Source organism: Cetobacterium sp. (assembly GCF_051653945.1).
Taxonomy (GTDB): Bacteria; Fusobacteriota; Fusobacteriia; order Fusobacteriales; family Fusobacteriaceae; genus Cetobacterium_A.
This window is the reverse complement of sequence record NZ_JBOFXD010000074.1, coordinates 17,613-38,061: the sequence shown is the minus strand read 5'-3', so window position 1 is coordinate 38,061 and position 20,449 is coordinate 17,613. Positions and strand designations below refer to the sequence as shown.

Annotated in this window: 21 protein-coding genes; 15 read left to right on the top strand and 6 right to left on the bottom strand. The window is 29.4% G+C overall.

What is annotated here, in order from left to right:
- The first annotated feature begins 4 nt into the window (after window positions 1-4).
- From ACRC8M_RS08365 to ACRC8M_RS08350, 4 genes are read left to right on the top strand one after another with little or no spacing between them, the layout of a single operon-like run.
- The gene (locus ACRC8M_RS08365) at window positions 5-1,597 is read left to right on the top strand and encodes a sugar ABC transporter ATP-binding protein (protein ID WP_438528716.1); all 1,593 of its coding nucleotides are present in this window, start codon (window positions 5-7) and stop codon (window positions 1,595-1,597) included.
- A complete protein-coding gene (locus ACRC8M_RS08360) occupies window positions 1,590-2,624 on the top strand; it encodes an ABC transporter permease subunit (RefSeq protein WP_438528715.1) in 1,035 nt (344 codons plus the stop codon). The genes ACRC8M_RS08365 and ACRC8M_RS08360 overlap by 8 nt, the downstream gene beginning before the upstream one ends.
- Window positions 2,624-3,721 carry an ABC transporter permease gene (locus ACRC8M_RS08355; protein WP_438528714.1) on the top strand — a complete coding sequence of 366 codons (1,098 nt, stop codon included), beginning with the start codon at window positions 2,624-2,626 and terminating at the stop codon, window positions 3,719-3,721. Before ACRC8M_RS08360 ends, ACRC8M_RS08355 begins: the two co-directional genes overlap by 1 nt.
- Entirely contained in the window at window positions 3,718-4,068 is a 351-nt protein-coding gene (locus ACRC8M_RS08350) for a DUF6672 family protein (protein ID WP_438528713.1), read from the top strand. The genes ACRC8M_RS08355 and ACRC8M_RS08350 overlap by 4 nt, the downstream gene beginning before the upstream one ends.
- Window positions 4,069-4,095: 27 nt before the next feature.
- On the opposite strand, the gene ACRC8M_RS08345 is transcribed toward ACRC8M_RS08350, so the two are convergent.
- The 6 genes from ACRC8M_RS08345 to ACRC8M_RS08320 form a co-directional block, all read right to left on the bottom strand.
- Entirely contained in the window at window positions 4,096-4,728 is a 633-nt protein-coding gene (locus tag ACRC8M_RS08345; RefSeq protein WP_438528712.1) for a murein L,D-transpeptidase catalytic domain family protein, read from the bottom strand.
- A gap of 117 nt (window positions 4,729-4,845) precedes the next feature.
- Complete coding sequence (locus ACRC8M_RS08340; RefSeq protein WP_438528711.1) at window positions 4,846-6,474, bottom strand: Rqc2 family fibronectin-binding protein; 1,629 nt, start codon at window positions 6,472-6,474, stop codon at window positions 4,846-4,848.
- Window positions 6,474-7,151 (bottom strand): MarR family winged helix-turn-helix transcriptional regulator, encoded by a 678-nt coding sequence (locus tag ACRC8M_RS08335; RefSeq protein ID WP_438528733.1) that lies wholly within the window; start codon window positions 7,149-7,151, stop codon window positions 6,474-6,476. Before ACRC8M_RS08335 ends, ACRC8M_RS08340 begins: the two co-directional genes overlap by 1 nt.
- On the bottom strand, window positions 7,151-7,792 hold the full coding sequence (gene rpe / locus ACRC8M_RS08330; RefSeq protein WP_438528732.1) for a ribulose-phosphate 3-epimerase: 642 nt from the start codon (window positions 7,790-7,792) through the stop codon (window positions 7,151-7,153). The genes ACRC8M_RS08335 and rpe overlap by 1 nt, the downstream gene beginning before the upstream one ends.
- A 50-nt stretch (window positions 7,793-7,842) precedes the next feature.
- A complete protein-coding gene (rsgA, locus tag ACRC8M_RS08325; RefSeq protein ID WP_438528731.1) occupies window positions 7,843-8,709 on the bottom strand; it encodes a ribosome small subunit-dependent GTPase A in 867 nt (288 codons plus the stop codon).
- A 35-nt stretch (window positions 8,710-8,744) separates the two neighbouring features.
- Complete coding sequence (locus ACRC8M_RS08320; protein WP_438528710.1) at window positions 8,745-9,446, bottom strand: PASTA domain-containing protein; 702 nt, start codon at window positions 9,444-9,446, stop codon at window positions 8,745-8,747.
- Window positions 9,447-9,607: 161 nt separating this feature from the next.
- On the opposite strand from ACRC8M_RS08320, the gene hpt reads away from it, so the two are divergent.
- The 11 genes from hpt (at window position 9,608) to ilvA (ending at window position 20,434) form a co-directional block, all read left to right on the top strand.
- Window positions 9,608-10,132: a hypoxanthine phosphoribosyltransferase gene (gene hpt / locus ACRC8M_RS08315; protein ID WP_438528709.1), complete on the top strand. Its 525-nt coding sequence runs from the start codon at window positions 9,608-9,610 to the stop codon at window positions 10,130-10,132.
- Between the two features lie 19 nt (window positions 10,133-10,151).
- Window positions 10,152-10,940 carry a 16S rRNA (adenine(1518)-N(6)/adenine(1519)-N(6))-dimethyltransferase RsmA gene (gene rsmA, locus ACRC8M_RS08310; RefSeq protein WP_438528708.1) on the top strand — a complete coding sequence of 263 codons (789 nt, stop codon included), beginning with the start codon at window positions 10,152-10,154 and terminating at the stop codon, window positions 10,938-10,940.
- 84 nt (window positions 10,941-11,024) lie between these two features.
- A complete protein-coding gene (locus ACRC8M_RS08305) occupies window positions 11,025-11,264 on the top strand; it encodes a DUF4911 domain-containing protein (RefSeq protein WP_438528707.1) in 240 nt (79 codons plus the stop codon).
- A 24-nt stretch (window positions 11,265-11,288) separates the two neighbouring features.
- Window positions 11,289-11,528, top strand: a complete 240-nt coding sequence (locus ACRC8M_RS08300; protein WP_438528706.1) for a KH domain-containing protein — start codon at window positions 11,289-11,291, stop codon at window positions 11,526-11,528.
- A 28-nt stretch (window positions 11,529-11,556) separates the two neighbouring features.
- Window positions 11,557-12,072, top strand: a complete 516-nt coding sequence (rimM, locus tag ACRC8M_RS08295) for a ribosome maturation factor RimM (RefSeq protein ID WP_438528705.1) — start codon at window positions 11,557-11,559, stop codon at window positions 12,070-12,072.
- A gap of 10 nt (window positions 12,073-12,082) precedes the next feature.
- Window positions 12,083-12,802, top strand: coding sequence for a tRNA (guanosine(37)-N1)-methyltransferase TrmD (trmD, locus tag ACRC8M_RS08290; protein ID WP_438528704.1), 720 nt, complete (start codon window positions 12,083-12,085; stop codon window positions 12,800-12,802).
- The gene (locus tag ACRC8M_RS08285; protein WP_438528703.1) at window positions 12,799-13,317 is read left to right on the top strand and encodes a gamma carbonic anhydrase family protein; all 519 of its coding nucleotides are present in this window, start codon (window positions 12,799-12,801) and stop codon (window positions 13,315-13,317) included. Before trmD ends, ACRC8M_RS08285 begins: the two co-directional genes overlap by 4 nt.
- A 9-nt stretch (window positions 13,318-13,326) precedes the next feature.
- Window positions 13,327-13,890: an RNA methyltransferase gene (locus ACRC8M_RS08280; RefSeq protein WP_438528702.1), complete on the top strand. Its 564-nt coding sequence runs from the start codon at window positions 13,327-13,329 to the stop codon at window positions 13,888-13,890.
- A gap of 48 nt (window positions 13,891-13,938) precedes the next feature.
- Window positions 13,939-18,219 (top strand): PolC-type DNA polymerase III, encoded by a 4,281-nt coding sequence (locus ACRC8M_RS08275; protein ID WP_438528730.1) that lies wholly within the window; start codon window positions 13,939-13,941, stop codon window positions 18,217-18,219.
- Window positions 18,220-18,236: 17 nt separating this feature from the next.
- The gene (locus ACRC8M_RS08270; RefSeq protein WP_438528729.1) at window positions 18,237-19,142 is read left to right on the top strand and encodes a DMT family transporter; all 906 of its coding nucleotides are present in this window, start codon (window positions 18,237-18,239) and stop codon (window positions 19,140-19,142) included.
- Between the two features lie 83 nt (window positions 19,143-19,225).
- A complete protein-coding gene (gene ilvA, locus ACRC8M_RS08265) occupies window positions 19,226-20,434 on the top strand; it encodes a threonine ammonia-lyase (protein WP_438528701.1) in 1,209 nt (402 codons plus the stop codon).
- Window positions 20,435-20,449 lie beyond the last annotated feature (15 nt).

The following is a 20,449-nucleotide window of genomic DNA, read 5'->3' as shown; positions in this document are numbered from 1 at the left end:
TATAATGCAAAAAGAACTTTTAAGAATGTCAGAAGTGTCTAAAAGTTTTGGAGAAAATACAGTATTAAAAGATATAAACTTTACAATAAAAGAGGGAGAGATAGTGGGTCTTGTTGGAGAAAATGGTGCAGGAAAATCCACTTTAATGAAGATAATATTTGGAATGTCTTTAATAGAAGAAACTGGTGGATATAATGGAGAAATGATTTTTCAAGGAGAAAAAGTACATTTTAAAAGTTCTTTTGATGCTTTAAATGCGGGAATAGGAATGGTTCATCAAGAATTTTCTTTAATTCCAGGATTTAAGGCTTCAGAGAATATAGTTTTAAATAGAGAAAGTTTAAAGAAATCTTTTGTGAAAGAGATATTTGGAGAGAGAATTAGTAAAATAGATTTTGATAAAGATAGAGAACGAGCAAAGGTTGCAATATCACATTTGGGAGTCGATTTGAATGTGGATATTAAAGTTGATGAGATGCCTGTAGCACATATGCAGTTTATAGAGATTGCAAGAGAGATAGAAAGAGAAAATGTAAAACTATTAGTTTTAGACGAGCCAACAGCAGTTTTAACAGAAAAAGAAGCTGAAATTTTATTAAAAACAATGAAAAGATTGGCTAGTGAAGGGATAGCAATTATATTTATAACTCATAGATTAAATGAAATTATTGATGTTTCCGATAGAATTATAGTTTTAAGAGATGGTGTTATGATGAGTGAATTAGAAACATCAGAAACTAATGTAGATGAAATTACAAAACTGATGATAGGTAGAGAGATAGGAGAAAAAACTAAAAAAGAAGAGAAAAAAGAGAGTAACCCAGAAATTATTTTAGAAATGAAAAAGTTATGGGTAGATATGCCTGGAGAAAAAGCTAAAAATATAAATTTAAAAGTTCGAAAAGGTGAAATAATAGGATTAGGAGGAATGGCTGGTCAAGGGAAGGTAGGAATAGCTAATGGAATAATGGGACTTTATCCAGCAGGGGGAGAGGTTATATATAAAAATGAAAAAATAATCTTAAATAATCCTAAAATACCTTTGGAGAAGGGGATGTATTTTGTATCTGAAGATAGAAAAGAAGTAGGACTTATACTTGATGAAAAGATAAGTATGAATATAGCTTATCCATCAATATATATAAAAAATAAATTTTTAAAAGAAAAATATTTTAGATTATTAAAAAGTATAGATGAAAAGGAAATAGATAAAAACAGTCAGCACTATATAGAAAAATTGGAGATTAAATGTATGGGAGGAAGCCAAAGAGTAGGAGAACTAAGTGGTGGAAATCAACAAAAGGTATGTTTAGCAAAAGCATTTACAATAAACCCAGATATACTTTTTATATCTGAACCTACAAGAGGAATCGATATTGGAGCAAAAAAAATTGTTCTTGAAACATTGAAGGAATATAATAAAAATAGTGGAATGACAATAATTTTAACTTCGTCAGAATTAGAGGAGTTAAGATCAGTTTGTGATAGAATCGCAATTGTAACGGAGGGGGAAATTGCAGGTATTCTATCTCCAGAGGATGACCTGTTAGAATTTGGAAAATTAATGACAGGAGTTAAGGGGGAGAAAAATGAATGAGAATATAGTTAAAAAAATAAAAGAGATAGGATTACCAAGAATAATAATAGCCTTGTTTTTACTCTCTCTATATACATTGGCACCTTTTGTGGGAGTTAATTTAAAAGTAGCATTTCAAGATACTTTGATTAGGGTAGGAATGAATATAATATTAGTATTGTCTCTTATTCCAATGATTCAAGGAGGAACAGGATTAAACTTTGGTATGCCTTTAGGTGTAGAAGCGGGATTACTTGGAGCAGTTTTAAGTATAGAGCTAGGATTAACTGGAGTAATTGGATTTTTATGTGCAATATTGATATCACTACCAATATCAATATTATTTGGTTATGGATATGGCTCTATATTAAATAGAGTTAAAGGTGGAGAGATGATGATAGCAACGTATGTTGGATTTTCATCAGTTGCATTTATGTGTATTATGTGGCTTGTATTACCTTTTAAAAAGCCTGATATGATTTGGGCATATGGTGGAGAGGGATTAAGAACAACAATAAGTGTTGAAGGATATTGGGATAAAATTTTAGGTAGAATATTTTCATTATCAGGAAACTTTAGTTATATCGGAGAGATAGTATTCTTTTTATTATTAGCATTTTTAATAAAAGAATATTTTAAAAGTAGAAATGGATTAGCCATGAAAGCTGTTGGAGCTAATGAAAAATTTGCTAGATCAATAGGTGTTGATATTAACAAAGCAAGAATAAATTCAGTTATAATGTCAACTATGATAGCGGGTATTGGAATAATTGTTTACCAACAAAGTTTTGGATTTATACAACTGTATTTAGCACCTTTTTATATGGCATTTCCTGCTATAGCAGCAATTTTAATTGGGGGAGCTTCAGTGAGAAAAGCTTCTATATTCAATGTTATTGTTGGAACTGTTTTGTTTCAAGGAGTTATAACAATGACTCCAATAGTAATAAGTGGATTGATAAAAACAGATATGTCAGAAACTATCAGAGTTATAATATCAAATGGAATGATAATCTATGCATTAACTAGAAAAGGAGGGGAAAGATAATGGAAAAAATAAAAAGTTTTTTACAAAAAAATATAGTTCCAATTTTTATTTTAATCTTCATTTCTTCAATAATTCCAATATCTAAATTAACTCCTCAATACTTAATTCAAGAGATGATATTAAGATTGGATAGAAATTTATTTTTAGTTCTATCGTTATTAATTCCAATAATAGCTGGAATGGGTTTAAACTTTGGTATCGTTTTAGGAGCAATGGCGGGACAAATAGCTCTTATTTTTATAACAGAATATAGAATAATAGGATATCAAGGAGTATTTTTAGCTATGATTTTATCAACTCCCATAGCAATGGCACTGGGATACTTTAGTGGAAATATATTAAATAAATCTAAAGGAAAAGAGATGATAACTTCTATGATTTTAGGATTATTTATGAATGGAATTTATCAATTAGTTGTTTTGTATGGAATGGGAAGCATAATAAAAATATCAAATCCAAAATTGATACTTTCAAGAGGAAGTGGAATAAGAAATGCAATAGATTTGCAAGGTATTAGAAGAGGATTAGATAACCTGTTGGAGATAGATATTTTAGGACAAAAAATACCTGCAGCAACATTTTTGTTAGTAGGACTCCTATGTGTATTTATAGTTTGGTTTAGAAAAACTAAGTTAGGACAAGATATGAGAGCAGTGGGACAAAATATTGAAATAGCTAGAGCAGCAGGAATAGATGTAGATAGAACAAGAGTTTTAGCTATTGTAATATCAACAGTGCTTGCAGGATTTGGTCAAATTATATATTTACAAAATATAGGAACTATGAATACTTACAATAGTCATGAACAAATAGGGATGTTTTCTATTGCTGCTTTATTAATTGGAGGAGCATCAGCTGTTAAAGCAAGTATTCCAAATGCAATAACAGGAATTATTTTATTTCATATGATGTTTATTATTTCCCCTGTGGCAGGAAAGGAACTGATGGGATCAGCTCAAATAGGAGAGTATTTTAGAGTATTTGTATCGTATGGAATAATAGCTTTAGTTTTAGTGATGCACGAATGGAGAAGAGAACGAGAGAAACGGGCAGAAAGAGCAAATGAAATCTCTGATAGTAAGGGGGAAACTATATGAGAAAAAAGTTAAGTATATCGATATTTTTGACTACTATATGTTTAATTGGCTGGATTTTATATTCAACAGGTCAAGAGCACACTCTAATTGTAAATAATAACTATAAAAATAAAGATATGAGTACAAATATAGTGATAAAAATTTCTGGACAAAAAGATAAAAAAATAGGGAAGAATAAAAAAGCAGTATTTGATTTAAAAGGGGTAACTCATAAATTTTCTATTCTGGCAAATGAAAAAGAAATTGAGGGAGTTATAAACTTTAAGATGAATAAGAGTGGAGAACTAGAAGTAGAAAAATTTTTAAATAATGAAGAAAGCTGGTTAAAAACAATTGATCAATATTAAAAGGAGAGAATGTAATATTCTCTCCTTTTAATTTATAAATGTACTTTCTTTTAAATATTTAGTATCGTCACCAGCTATAAAAATTATTGAGTTATTGGATAAAAGATCAATAACTTCTTTGGATAGTTCGGTTGGAATAGCAGGGCATCCAAGAGTTCTTCCCAAAAACCCCATTTGATCAATATATTTTTTAGATGCATAATCAGCACCGTGTATGACAATTGCTCTATCATAAGCATTAGAGTTAAAACGATTCTCTAGCCCTTTTAATCTTAAAGAATAACCATAATTTCCAAAATATGGCTTTGTATCAGTAATAAAAAATCCAAGAGAACTTTGGAAAGAGTTAGGTGCATTAGAGAATTTTGTAGCAAGAACTTTTCCACTGTTTTTCCCATGAGAAACATAAGTGTAGTAAAGTAATTTTTTTTCTTTTAAATCAATAACTGAGAATCTTGGTTCAGTAGATGGTTTAGTAAAATCAATAACTGTTAAAAACTGGAAGTTTTTTCCTTTAATTTTAGAAGCTCCTTTTACAGCATTTTTAAATACAATATAATTCATTTTATCTTTTAATTCCAATGATTTATAGAGAGATGAAGTAGAGCTAAAAACAGTCATATAAAGAATAAAAAATAAAAAAGATAATTTTTGTTTCATAAACCACTCCTGGAAAATAGAATTTTGTTTTTTTTATTATAACAAAAAATAGGTCAAAAAGTAGAGAAAAAAATAAAAAAATAGGAAAATTCTTATAAAGAATTTTCCTATTACATTTTATAAAGTAACAAGAATCGATTTGAAAATTTTGTAAGTAACAAACCCAGGTTTAGCTCCTTTAGGCTTATTTAAATATTTGATTTGTGTGTAGTCTACAGTAAGTTTAGTACCTTTAGGTAACTTTGATTGTTGACCACAAAATACAGCGATATCATAAATAGATTTTTCAGACAATGACTCACTGGCGTTTATAACAGCATGAGTTCCAGGCATATCTTTACAGTGGAACCACATATCCTCTCTGTGAGAATATTTAGTTGTTAAAGCATCATTTTCTAAATTGTTTCGACCGTATCGAACTAGAATACCATCAATGGTAATTTCTCCAAAATTAAAAGTTTTAATAGCTTGTTTTTTAATATTTTTTTTATGTTTTGCTTTAAAAGAAACTTTTAAATATCCTTGACTAGAAAGCTCTTCCTCGATTAATTTTAGATTTTCTTTAGAATCACTATTATTAATAAAAGATTCAACTCCTAAAAAATATTTTAAATTATCAGATATTTCAATTAATCTTTTTTGGTTATGTTCCATACCTTTTTTTAATTTATTATATTTTTTATATATTTTTTCTAAGTTTATCTGTGGTGTTACTAATGGATCTAGAGGAATTGTACACATACAATCATTATAAAAATCGTAAAGTTCTACTTCAGTCATACCTTTTTTTAAAGAATATAAAGAGGCAGCTAATATATCTCCGAGCTCTCTATATCTATCAAAGTTTTTTTTCTCTTCTAAATCTTTTTTTATAGAAATAATTACTTTTTCAGATTTTTTAATCTCTTTTTTTATGCAAGATATAAGTTTATCTTTTAAAATTTTAAAAGTATTAGATAAATTTTGATTGTTTAAATAAAAATTTATTAACTCTTGGAATGAGCTGTACGTAACTACAGAGGCATACTCTTTGGGTTCTATATTTAAAACAGTAGCTAAGATAATTTCATTATGTTCATTAAAAAAGATTTTAGGAGCTATTTCATCTTTTAAAATATCTTTTAGATTTTCAAATGTTGTAAGTGAATTAGCAAGAGTTTTTCCAAGTCCTTCAATATTTTTAAGAAGTGATTTTTCATTTTTCTCTTTAAGAAACTCCTCCTCATTTAAATTTAAGGGAGAAAGTTTTTTTTCAAGAGATGGTGTTGAATAATCAATTCCAGGGAACAATACTCTACTTGGATTCTCCTCAATAGAAAAACGCTTTACAGAATCTAGAACTTTATTTTCTTTTGTAGTAAGAATAAGATTAGAATGCTTTCCCATCATCTCAAAATATAGGTTATAAATTTTTACTTCTCCAAGTTCATTTAGTTTAGAAAAAGTAAAGATAAGAATTCTGTCATATCCCAATTGATTAATAGATATTAATGTTGAACCAACAATATATTTTTTTAAATTTAAAGCAAAAGAACTATTTTCTTCTAATAAGTTATCCTCTTTTGTATCTGATAGGTAGCATAATGAAAGAGAAGGGAAACAAGAGAGTATAAATCTCTGTTTCCCAAAATTAATACTTACAGCAAGTGAACTGGTTTGAACTACTTTATTAACACCTTTTCCTTTTAAAGAGTTCTCTAACTCAGTTTTAACTTTATTTAAAGATATACCATCAAGGTACAACATTATTCTTCAACCTTTATAGCAATAAGATTTTTTGCGTCTAAAAGATTAACTTTTAAAATAGAACCGTCCTCTTTTTCAAGTGCTACCTTATCTTTTTCTTCAGATTCTACAATTTTAACTGTTGTGTAATGCTCAATTCCATTATTAGCAAAATAATCTTGTACAATAGGAGTTCCTTTAACTTCATTAATAGATACTACAGTTCCCACAGGAAACTCTGTAACAGAGTGAGGTTTAAAAAACTCAGTTTTATCTTTTAAATTTTTTAAGATCAGTTCAAAAGTCTCAGTAAAATGATTTAAATCTTTTTCTGGAATATTTTCTGTGATAGTTGAAATTATATTTTTGTGATAAGTGTTATGATAGTTTAATGCTTCAATTCCTTTTTTAGATAGAGAAACATAAACTTTTCTTCTATCAGCATCAGAACGAATTCTATCAATGAATCCTTTTTCTCTTAGTTTTGTAATCGCCACTGTAGCAGTTCCCATAGTAATTCCAAGTCTATCAGATAGTTCATTCATACTAAGAGATTCTTTTCCAATAGCTTCAATTATGTGTAACTCAGTATGAGTTATACATTTAATGCCTCTTTTTAATGCTAAATCTTCTGTCTCATAGAAAAGTTTATAAAAATTCTCTAAGACATCATTTACTTTATTTATATTATTCATAATTATCTCTCCTTTAAAGATTTAATTCTCTCCTCATAATTACCAGAGAAAACATAAGAACCTGCAACAAAAATATTTGCTCCAGCGTCTATACATTTTCCAATTGTTTCATTTGTTATTCCACCATCAACTTGAATATCAACAGTATTATTTAAAGTACGAACTTCTTGAATTTTTTGAATCGAGTTTTCAATAAATTTTTGTCCTCCAAATCCAGGGTTAACTGACATAACTAAAACCATATCTAAATCATCAATAACATATTTTATAGCTTCAACAGAAGTAGCAGGGTTTAAAGATACACCAGCTTTAACTCCAAAAGACTTAATTAATTGAATAGTTCTATGAAGATGTTTTGTAGCTTCAGCGTGAACAACAATTATATCAGCACCAGCTTTGACAAAATCTTCAATATATCTTTCAGGTGCTTCAATCATAAGATGAACATCAAAAACTAAACTAGTTTTATTTCTAATAGCTTTTATAACAGGTGCTCCAAAAGTTATGTTTGGTACAAACATTCCATCCATAACATCAATGTGTATATAGTCAGCACCAGCTTTGTCAATTGCGATAACTTCATTACCTAGCTGACTAAAATCTGCTGAAAGAATTGATGGTGCTATTTTGATATCTTTTTTTATCATTTAAAATTTCACTCCTTTGTGTAATAGTTTAAGTAATAATATTTGCTCTAATATTTATTCCAAATTTCATTTTTAGATTTATTATAACAACGTTTGTAAAACTCATATCTTTCTTTTGTAATTTTTCCTGAATCAACAGCAGATTTTATTCCACATTGAGGCTCATTCACATGAACGCAATTATTAAATTTACACCCATCTCCAAATTTTTGAAATTCAGGGAAAAGTGCTATTAAATCTTGAGCATCACTAGTAGGTGGTAGATCAACTGATGAAAACCCTGGAGTATCTATAACAAATCCTCCACTGGGAAGAACAAGTAGTTTGCTATCTCTAGTTGTATGTTTTCCAGCTCTTAATCTTTTGCTTGTTTCTCCTGTTTTTAGTTCTTTTGAATCTTGTAATAGATTTAAAATACTTGATTTACCAACTCCAGAAGGCCCCCCAAAAGCAGTAACATTATCTTTTAAAAATTCTTTTAGTTCATTCATACCAAGATTTTTGTAAGTTGATATATAAAAAACTGGAATATCTATCTTAGATAGGTATTTTAAATTAGATTTAATTTCTTCTAATTCCTCATGTGATAAAAGATCTATTTTATTGATTATCAGTACAGGACTGATTTTATTATATAAACTGTTTAATATTAAAATATTTATTCTTTCATAGTCAATAGCAGGATCTTTAGCAGCAAATTGAATAACACCATAATCAATATTTGCAACTAAAGGTCTTCTTAAAAGATTTTTTCTAGGTTTAACTTGAGTTATGAAACCATCTGCATCAAAAACAACGTAATCACCAACTGTACAGTTTTCTCTTTTGTCTGATCTTTTTAAAATTCCTCTTAATTTACAAAGATATTCTTTTCCTTCACTTTCAATATTATAAAATCCTTGAATTTTATTGATAACAATTCCTTCGATAATAATTCACTCTCCTTAAATTAATAACTAACAACAATATCAATGATAGTTCCAGCAGGAACAGTATCACCAATATGAGTAGTTTCAACGATAATTCCTTTTTCTAAATTAGGAATTACTTTTTCTGTAACAACACCAACAATAAGACCTTTTGAAATTAATTCGTTAGTAGCCTCTTCATATGTAAATCCTATTGTATCAGGAACCTCAACAGAAGCTACAGAGTTAGAATTACTTAATAAAAGAGATACCCCTTTATTCTTTTGAGTATTTTGACCAAAAGATGGAGTTGTGGCTAAAACAGTGTTGTATGGTAAGTTTGAAGATGTATAAGAAACTTTTTTTATTTTAACTCCTTCTTCTTGGAGTTTAGCTGAAACTTCGATAAGGTTTTTATTTGTAAAATCAGGCATAGTATAGTCATCTTTACCTTTGCTTAGCCAGACTCTAACAGTTCTTCCTTCTTTTACAACTTTTTCAGGAGCTGGATTTTGTTTGAAGATAGTTCCAATGGGTAAATCAGAAAAATCATTTCCTGCAACGATTACATTTACTTTATCAATAGATGGTATGTTTTCTATCTGTTTTAAATTCATTCCAACAAGATTTGGTAAAGAATAAAAACTTTTGTTAAAATATGTTTTTAAGAATATACTAAAACTAAAAAAACAGATAAAAACAATAAGTATACATGATAGCAAATATGCTAAATATTTTTTCATTTTTCCTCCTAAAGTGGTGCTATGAAATTAAATAATAAAATACTCTAAATACTTATAAAATAATATCATAGTGGCACTAAAATATCAATAATTACTTGATAAATAGTAGCTTAAATGATAGAATATTTTGTAAACTATTATTTGAAAATTAGGAGGGTAAAATGGATTACACGATAGAGAAAATGATTTCTGAGGGTGATTTACAAGCTAGAATAAGAGAGGTTGCAAAGAAGATTGAAAAAGATTATGAAGGAAAAGATCTTATTTGTGTAGGTCTACTTAAGGGATCAATCATGTTCATGGCAGATTTACTAAAGAATGTAGAGTTAGATTTAGCTATGGATTTCATGAAAGTCTCTAGTTACCATGGAGGAACTGATAGTACAGGTGTAGTAAAGATTTTAAAAGATGTTGATGAAGATTTAACAGGAAAAGATGTTTTAATTATAGAGGATATAATCGATACAGGTTTAACTTTAGAATCAGTTAAAAAATTCTTAATGTCAAAACAACCAAACTCTTTAAAAGTGTGTTCTTTATTGGACAAACCAAGTAGAAGAAAAGTAGAGATGGTTGGAGAGTATATTGGATTTGAAATTCCAGATGAGTTTGTAGTTGGATATGGTTTAGATTATGATGAGCTATATAGAAACCTTCCTTATATTGGAAAAGTAGTTAGAAAGTAAAAAAGTAAAAGGAGGAAAGATGTCCTTTAAACATAAGAAAAAATTTGGGCAAAACTTCTTAACAGATCAAAATGATGTTTTGAATAAAATTATGGAAGTTTCAGATGTTAAAGAAGATGAGCATATAGTTGAAATTGGACCAGGAGAAGGTGCATTGACAGCTTTATTATTAGAAAAAGCAAAAAATGTAACATGTATTGAAATTGATACTGATTTAGAAAAGATACTTACAAAAAAATACGCATCAAATCCTAAATTTAATTTAATAATGCAGGATGTTTTAAAAGTAGATTTAAAAAATGTATTGAGTAAAGGAAGAGTAGTTGCTAATATTCCTTACTACATAACATCACCAATTATAAATAAAATCATTGAAAATAGAGATATAATAAGTGAAATGTTTATAATGGTTCAAAAGGAAGTTGCAGAAAGAGTATGCTCAAAATCTGGAAAAGAGAGAAGCGTCTTGACATTAGCTGTAGAGTATTATGGAGAAGCAGAGTATTTATTCACAATACCAAAAGCATTTTTTACACCACCACCAAAGGTGGACTCAGCTTTTATGTCAATAAAGTTTTACAATGATAGAAGATATGAGGATCGAATTTCAGAGAGTCTATTTTTTAAATACGTAAAAGCAGCTTTTTCAAACAAAAGAAAAAATATCATAAATAATCTAACGACTTTAGGGTATTCTAAAGATTTTATAAGAGAAAAATTAGAAAAATTAGGAATATCAGAAACAGAAAGAGCTGAAAATTTAACAATTGAACAGTTTATAGATTTAGCTGAGATATTTGAAGAATAAAACTTTTAATAAGTGAGGCATGGATAAAAGAGGGAGTTTCCTAATTTTTGAAAGCCTCCTTTTAGCTTAAATAAGGAGTAAAAAATGGACAGTTATGAATTTAAAATAAAAACAAAACGTGAAGATATAGATTTTATTAATAAAATAATGGAAGCATATGAGGGCGTTGGAATTGTAAGGACAAAAAATGCCGACGAGGGTGATTTAACAATAGTTTCTACAACTGATTTTAAAGAGGATGTTAGAATGATTGTTGAAGACTTAAATAGAAAATGGGTAAAAGCTGAAATAATTTGGGAAGGACCTTGGTCTGGAGAGTTATAAAATAAAAATTAGGAGGATAAATTTATGGAAAAATTAGAGTTATTAATTAATTATATTATAGGGGAATTAGTAGAAACAAAAGAGGGAATTAGAATAAGTTATGATTTAATAGACGATACTGTAACTTTTAAAGTAAGTGTTGCTCAAGGTGAAATGGGAAGAGTTATTGGGAAAAATGGTTTAACAGCAAATTCAATAAGAGGAGTTATGCAAGCGGCTGGAGTTAAAGATAGATTAAATGTAAATGTTGAATTTGTAGACTAAAATTTAAAAGAATTAAAGGAGAATGTCAATGGAGTTATTATCAGTTGGAAGAGTTTCAGGAACTCATCACTTAAAGGGAGCAATAAAAGTTACTTCAAATATAGATGATTTAGAGATTTTAAATGGGAATAAAGTTATGATTGAGCTACCATCAGGAGAGGTAAAAATTTTAACTATAAAAAAAGTATCGAGCATGATAGATAAAAAATGGATTGTAGAATTTGAAGAGTTAACAAATAAGACAGATGCTGGTTTAATTCAAAATGGAGTTATAAAAGTAAGAAGAGATCTTTTAGGAATTGAAGAGGATGAGTTTTTAGCTAATGATGTAATGGGAATGAAGGTTATAACAGAAGATGGCGAAAGTATAGGTGAAGTTGTAGATATATATGAAACTGCAGCTCATGACATCTATGTTATAGAGGATGAAGAGTTTGAAACAATGATTCCAGATGTAGAGGTTTTTGTAAAGAATATAGATTTCAATAAAAGAGAGATATTAGTTTCTTTAATTGAAGGAATGAGAGAAAGAAAGAAAGATTAAGGAGAACGTTGTGAAAATAAATATATTAACACTATTTCCAGAGTTTTTTAATTCTTTTAAAGAACACAGTATTGTAAAAAGAGCTGTGGAAAGAGAACAAGTAGAAATTAACATAGTTAATATAAGGGATTTTGCTGAAGGAAAACATAAGCAGTGTGATGATATACCTTTTGGAGGTGGAGCTGGAATGGTTATGAAACCAGAACCATTACTGAGAGCTCTAGAGGGGAATAAAGGAAAAGTTATTTATACCTCTCCTCAAGGTGTAAAATTAAATCAAGTATTAGCATGTGAGTTATCTACTGAAAAAGAGATAACTATAATAGCGGGTCACTATGAAGGAATAGATGAGAGAGTAATAGATAGTAAAGTAGATTTAGAGATATCTTTAGGTGACTTTGTTTTAACAGGTGGAGAGTTACCAGCTATGGTAATATCAGATGCAATAATTCGTCTTATTCCTGGAGTTATAAAAAAAGAGTCTTATGAAAATGACTCTTTTTATAATGGATTATTAGATTATCCTCATTATACAAGACCAGCTGAATTTGAAGGATTAAAAGTTCCAGAAGTTTTGATGTCAGGTCATCATAAAAATATAGATGAGTGGAGATTAAAGCAGAGTTTAGAAAGAACTTTAAAAAGACGACCAGAGCTTTTAAAAGGTAGAGAGTTTAGTAAACTAGAAAAAAAACTTTTAAAAGAGATAAAAGAGGAGCAAGAGATATGATATATAAATTAGGAGAGTTAGTTCCAAAAATTGGAAAGAATAACCTTATTATTGATAATGCGACTATAATTGGAGATGTAGAAACTGGAGATAATGTAAGTATCTGGTTTTCTGCAGTTTTAAGAGCTGATATGAGTAAAATAACAGTTGGAAATAATTCAAACATCCAAGATAATACAACAGTTCATGGAGATACACCATATCCTGTAATAATAGGAGAAAATGTAACAATAGGACATAACTGTATTATACATGGATGTGAAGTTGGAGATAATGTCATAGTAGGAATGGGATCAATTTTATTAAATGGAGCTAAAATTCCTAAAAACTGTATCGTAGGAGCAGGAAGTTTAGTCACTGATAAGTTAGAAGCACAAGAGGGAGATTTGATAATAGGATCTCCTGCAAAAGTAGTAAAAAAACTTTCTGATAAAAATATAGATTATTTAAAATATGCTAATAAAGTATATTTAGAAAAAATAGAAATGTACAAAAAATTAGAGAGAATAGGGTAGGTAAGATTAATGAGAAAAGCAATATATTTAGGACTAGTTCACTCACCAGTTTACAATAAAAGAGGAGATGTAGTTTGTACGTCAGTAACGAACTTTGATATACATGATATTTCAAGAACGTGTAGAACATATGATGTAAATCAATACCATATCATAGTATCAGTAGATGCACAAAAAAAACTTACAGAAAGAATTATTGGATATTGGCAAGAAGGATTTGGAGCGGGGTATAACAGAGATAGAGAGGAAGCTTTTGGTAGAACAAGAGTTTACGAATCAATAGAAAAAAGTATTTCTGAAATAGAAGAGAGAGAGGGAAAAAAGCCTCTAATAATAACAACATCGGCAAAAATATTTCCAAACTCAATAAGCTATAAAAATTTATCTGAAAAAATGATTAATGATGATCAGCCATATTTAATATTATTTGGAACAGGTTGGGGATTAATAGATGAAGTAATGAATATGTCAGATTATATATTAGAACCAATTAGAGGAAATGCAGAATATAATCACTTATCTGTTAGATCGGCAGTTTCAATAATTTTAGATAGATTATTAGGAGAAAATTAATTGAGAAGAGAAATTAGAATAAGACCTCAAAGAAATATTTTTAAAGACATGGGGATTGAAAATATAGAGATAACAGAGATTGTTTTTAGTGAAAGAAATAAAAAAATGGATCTCATTTGTGTAGTTTCTACACCTCAAGATTTAAAAGGATTAGATAAGGCTTATGAAAATTTAAAAAAGAAGTTTGGAAATGAGTTGGATATTAATTTTAAAATAGATTATTTAACGAAAGAGATTACAAAAGAAAACTTTTTAGAAATTATTGAAAGAGTTATTGAAAAATTAAAGAGAACTAATGCAATTTCAAAATCATTTCTATATCTATATAGAATATCTATAAAAAATGAAGTAATTGATATTGAACTGAAAAACGAGATGGCAGTAGAAACATTGTATAGTTCAAATTTAGATATAAAAATACAGACTCTTTTAGAAAACTATGGAATTAGAGGATTTAGAGTAAATTTCATATCGGGAGATTTTAATAGTGAAATAAAATCTATAGAAACTGAAATAGAAAATAAAATAATAACTTTAAATTCTAAAGTTTCTGAAAAAGTACCAACAGAAAAAGTAGCAACTCCACCAGTTGAAATTAAATCAGCTGTACCTATGGGGAGAGGTGGCTTTAGCAAAAAGAAAGACATAAAGAGTCCAAGTATGCCAATATCAGAGTTCAAAGAGTTAATAGAAAATGAGATAGCAGTAGTGGAGGGAGAACTTTTTGCTACAGAAGGAAGAGAGTTAAGAACTGGAAAAATTCTTCAAGTTTTAAGAATAACAGATGGTGAGGACTCAATAACTGCTAAAATATTTTTAAATAGTCCAGAAGATTTTGATGTTAAAGTTGGAGATTTTGTAAAAATTAGTGGTAAAAAGCAAATTGATAGCTTTGAAAACAACGAAGAGATAATTTTAGTGAATATATTAAATAAGTTAGATAAAGTAAAATCTAAAAAAATAGATTCAGCTGATAAAAAAATGATTGAGCTTCATACTCATACAAAAATGAGTGAAATGTGTGGAGTAGAAGATGTAAAGGGGATAGTAGGAAGAGCTTTAGAATATGGTCATAAAGCTGTAGCAATAACAGATTATGGTGTTGTTCATGCTTTTCCATTTGCATATAAAGCAGCTAAGGGAAAAGATCTAAAGATAATCTTTGGATGTGAAATGTATATGGTAGATGACACGCAGCCAATGGTTCAAAATGCTAAAGATGTTTTAATAGACGAAGAAACATATGTTGTATTTGACTTGGAAACTTTAGGTTTAAATTCTCATAAAAATGAGATTATAGAGATTGGAGCTGTAAAGTTACAGGGAAGAAGAATAGTGGATAGATATTCACAATTAATTAATCCAGGAAAAAAAATACCAAAAAAAATCCAGGAAATTACAGGAATTGATGATGCGTTAGTTGAGAATATGCCAACTATAGATAAAATATTACCAGATTTTATACAGTTTATAGGAGATGCTACTTTAGTAGCTCACAATGCACCCTTCGATATGGGATTTTTAAAAAGAGATATAAAAAAATATTTAGAAATAGATTATAATCCAGCTGTAATAGATACGTTACAAATGGCTAGAGATTTATATCCTAATCAAAAAGGATATGGATTAAAACCTATGACAAAATTTCTAAAAGTAGCTTTAGAAAATCACCATAGAGCTGTTGATGACTCTCAAGCTACAGCAGCTATGTTTGCTATATTCTTAGAAAAGTATTTAGAAAATGGAGTTACAAATCAGTTAGATATGACAGGAGCGTTTCCTTTAAATTATAGAAAACAGGATATACGAAACGTAATGGTTTTGGTTAAAGATTTAGTAGGATTAAAAAATCTATACAAATTAGTATCTCAAGCACACATTGACTATTTTGGAAACAAAAAGCCAAGAATTTTGAAAACTATTTTAAATGAAAATAGAGAAGGATTGATCATTGGAGCTCCAACTTCAATTCATTTTTCAAATAGTGGAGAGTTGTCAGAAGCATACTTTAGAAATGATTTATCAAAAGTTGAAAGATTGATTGATTTTTATGATTATATTGAGCTTCAACCTAGGATTGGGTTTTCAGAATTTTTAGATAGTGATGAAACTGGAGCTATATCTTCTTTTAAAGATGTTGAAAAGATGAATAGATATCTTTATGATTTAGGAAAAGAGAGAGGAAAGTTAATTACTGGATCGTCAAATGTACATTATTTAGAAAAAGAGGATCATAAAATAAGATCAATACTTCTTTATGGAAGTGGAAGTGTATTCAGAGAAAATCAATATAGAGTAGACAATAGCTTTTATTTTAGAACTACTGACGAATTGTTAGAAGAGTTTAATTATTTAGGAGAAGATGTATCTAAAGAGATTGTTGTTGAGGCAACAAATCAATTAAATGAGATGATTGAAAAAGTTCAGCCTATTCCAAGTGGATTTTATCCTCCAAAAATAGATAATGCAGAAAACATAGTTAGAGAAATGACTTACACAAAAGCTTATGAACTATATGGAAATCCTTTACCTGAAAATGTTGAGGCAAGAATAGAAAGAGAGTTAAAAGCAATTATAGGAAATGGATTCTCTGTACTGTATTTATCAGCTCAAAAACTAGTTAAAAAATCTTTAGATAATGGATATTTAGTTGGATCAAGAGGATCAGTAGGTTCATCGATTGTAGCTTACATGATGGGAATAACAGAGGTTAATGCTCTTTATCCACATTATTTATGTACTAATCCAGAGTGCAAGCACTCAGAATTTATTGAAAGAGAAGGAGCTGGGGTTGACTTACCAGATAAAGTTTGTCCAAAATGTGGTATACAGATGAAAAAAGATGGACATTCAATCCCGTTTGAAGTATTTATGGGATTTAATGGAGATAAGGTTCCAGATATAGATTTAAACTTCTCAGGAGAGTATCAATCGGAAATTCACAGATATTGTGAAGATTTATTTGGAAAATCAAATGTATTTAAAGCTGGGACAATCTCTACTTTAGCAGAAAAAAATGCTGAAGGTTACGTAAGAAAGTTCTTTGAAGATCATAGTATATTTTCAGGAAGAGCTGAAGTTATGAGAATGGCTCAAAAATGTGAAGGAGCTAAAAAAACAACAGGACAGCATCCAGGGGGAATGATTGTAGTTCCTCAAGGTAACTCAATATATGAGTTTTGTCCAGTTCAAAGACCTGCAAATGATCAGAGTAGTGATTCAACAACAACTCATTATGATTATCACGTAATGGATGAACAATTAGTAAAATTAGACATACTAGGGCATGATGATCCTACAACAATAAAGATGTTACAAGAGTATACAGGAGTAAATGTTTATGATATACCTTTAGGTGATTCTGAGACATTGAAGATATTTTCAGGAACAGAGGCATTGGGTGTTACTCAAGAAGAGATAGGTTCGGTTGTAGGAACGTATGGAGTTCCAGAATTTGGAACAGGCTTTGTTAGACAAATGCTAGTTGATACAATGCCCACAACTTTTGCAGAATTAGTTAGAATATCGGGGTTATCACATGGAACAGATGTATGGCTAAATAATGCCCAAGAGTTTGTAAGAGAGGGAAAAGCAACACTGTCACAAGTAATATCTGTTAGAGATGACATTATGAACTTCTTAATAGATCAAGGTATTGAAAAAGGAACAGCTTTTAAAATTATGGAGTTTGTAAGAAAAGGACAACCGAGCAAAAATGTTGCTCAATGGAAAGAGTACTCTGATTTGATGAAAAGCCATGGCGTTCCAGAGTGGTATATAGAGTCATGTAGAAGAATAAAATATATGTTCCCTAAAGGACATGCGGTAGCATACGTAATGATGGCTATGAGAATAGCTTACTTTAAGGTTCACTATCCTTTAGCTTTCTATGCAGCATATTTGAGCAGAAAAGTTGAGGATTTTGATTTTGAATTAATGAATGATTTGGTAAAAGTTAAAGAAAAAATTCAAGAATTGAATAGGGAACCAAAGCTTGATGTTAAGAAAAAAGCTCAACTAGCAGTATGTGAAATAATAGTAGAGATGCATGCAAGAGGATTTCAATTTTTAAATTTAGATGTTTATAAATCTCACGGTTCTAAATTCATAATAGAAGATGGAAAGATAAGAGTTCCACTAATGGGATTAAATGGACTAGGAGCATCAGTAGTGGAAAATATAGTTAGAGAAAGAGAGCTAGGAAGGTTCATATCTTATGAAGATCTTAAAAGAAGAACAAAAGCTTCTCAAACAACTGTAGATAAATTAAAGGAATTTAACTGTATAGAGTCTTTAAGTGAAACAAATCAGACGACTTTATTTTTCTAGGAGGAAAAGTGTTTAATATAAAAAAGCAATATTTAGGAGCAGGATTAATTTGTTTAGCTGCAACAATGTGGGGATTTGACGGAATAGTCTTGACTCCTAGATTGTATCAATTAAATGTAGCGTATGTTGTGTTTGTGCTACATCTATTACCTCTAATAGGTATGAGTATTTTATTTGGAAAATCTGAAATTATGAATATAAAAAAATTAAGTAAAGAGGATCTATTTTTTTATTTTTTAATAGCTTTATTTGGAGGAACTCTAGGAACGTTATCTATAGTAAAAGCTTTATTTCTAGTTAACTTTAATCATCTAACAGTAGTAACTCTTTTACAAAAGTTACAACCAGTTTTTGCAATATTTCTTGCTAGAATTTTGTTAGGAGAAAGAGTGGGGAAAAACTTTGTATTTTGGACGATAGCTGCACTGATGAGTGGGTATTTATTAACGTTTCAGTTTTCTTTACCTCATTTTGAAGTTGGAGATAACATAGGATTAGCAAGTATTTATGCTGTTTTAGCGGCATTTTCTTTTGGTAGTTCTACAGTATTTGGTAAAAAAATACTGGCACATTCCACTTTTAGAACGGCCTTATATACAAGATATTTATTTACATCAATTATAACTGGATTAATAGTTATAGCTAATGGAAATTTAGGATGGTTTTTAAAAACAACTCCTCATCAATGGATGATTTTTGTTATTATAGGTTTAACAACAGGAAGTGGAGCGGTACTTCTTTATTATATAGGACTTAGATATATAAAAGCAAATATTGCAACTATGTGTGAACTATGTTTTCCTGTTTCTTCAATAGTATTTGATTATATCTTTAATGGAAGATTATTATCTCCAATTCAATTTATGAGTGCTGGTGTATTGTTATTTACAATATATAAAATTACAAGAAATCAAAAAAATTAAAAAATTCTTGAAAAAAATGTTCTAAAAATATATAATAAAGTTGTAAAAAGTTATATAATAATGAAATTTGGAGGGGTTAAACCGTGGATTGTAATTTTACCTTAGAAGATATATTAAAAGCTAATGAAACTATAAAGGATTCATTAAAGAGAACACCTGTAGTAGAGTGTCCAACTCTTAAAGAGATGACTGGAAATACAGTGTATTTTAAGTTAGAAAATCTTCAGAAAACAGGTTCGTTTAAATTAAGAGGAGCTTTAAATAAAATAGCAAGTCTTTCACCAGAGGAAAGAGCAGCAGGTGTTATTGCTTCTTCTGCAGGAAATCACGCTCAAGGAGTAGCTTTAGGAGCGGCAGCTCAAGGAATAAAAGCTACAATAGTTATGCCAGCAACAGCTCCATTAGCAAAAATTGCAGCTACAAAATCGTATGGTGCAGAGGTAATTTTAGAAGGTGAAGTTTATGATGATGCTTATAGAAAAGCTTGTGAAATTCAAAAAGAAACTGGAGCCACTTTTTTACACCCTTTTGATGATAAATTTGTAATGGCAGGACAGGGAACAATAGGTTTAGAAATATTAGAGGACATCCCAGATGTAGATGTTGTTTTAGTTCCTATCGGAGGAGGAGGAATTATTGGTGGTATAGCAAAAGCTATAAAATCATTAAGACCAGAAGCTAAAGTGATTGGAATTGAGGCAGCTCATGCAGCTTCAATGGCAGAAGCTGTTGCTATGAAAGGAATCTGTGAAATTTCAACAAAACCAACAATTGCAGATGGAATAGCAGTAAGAAAAGCAGGATGCGAACCATTTAAAATAGTTCAAGAATGTGTTGATGAAATTGTAACTGTAACAGAAGATGAAATAGCAAAAGCAATACTATTCCTTATGGAAAAAAGTAAGGTTGTGGCTGAAGGAGCAGGAGCTACAACGGTTGCAGCAATTTTAGCTGGAAAAATAAAAGTTGAAAATAAAAAAGTTTGTGCTGTAATATCAGGTGGTAATATTGATATAAACCTTGTTGAAAGAGTTTTAAATAAGGCTCTTATGCTTGAAGGAAGAAGATTTGCATTTTCAATAGAGCTTTCGGATAAAGTTGGAGAGATGGCAAAAGTAGTAGCTACTATTTGTGAAATGAATGCAAATATTTTAAGCATAAACCAGACTATGTACAGTCAAAATTTAGGGATAACTTCTCAAGAAGCAACTTTTGTATTAGAGTGTTTTGATAAACAGCATCAAGAAAAAGTGAGAGAAAAATTAACAAATATGGGTTATAGAATGTATTAAAAAAATGGCTATCTA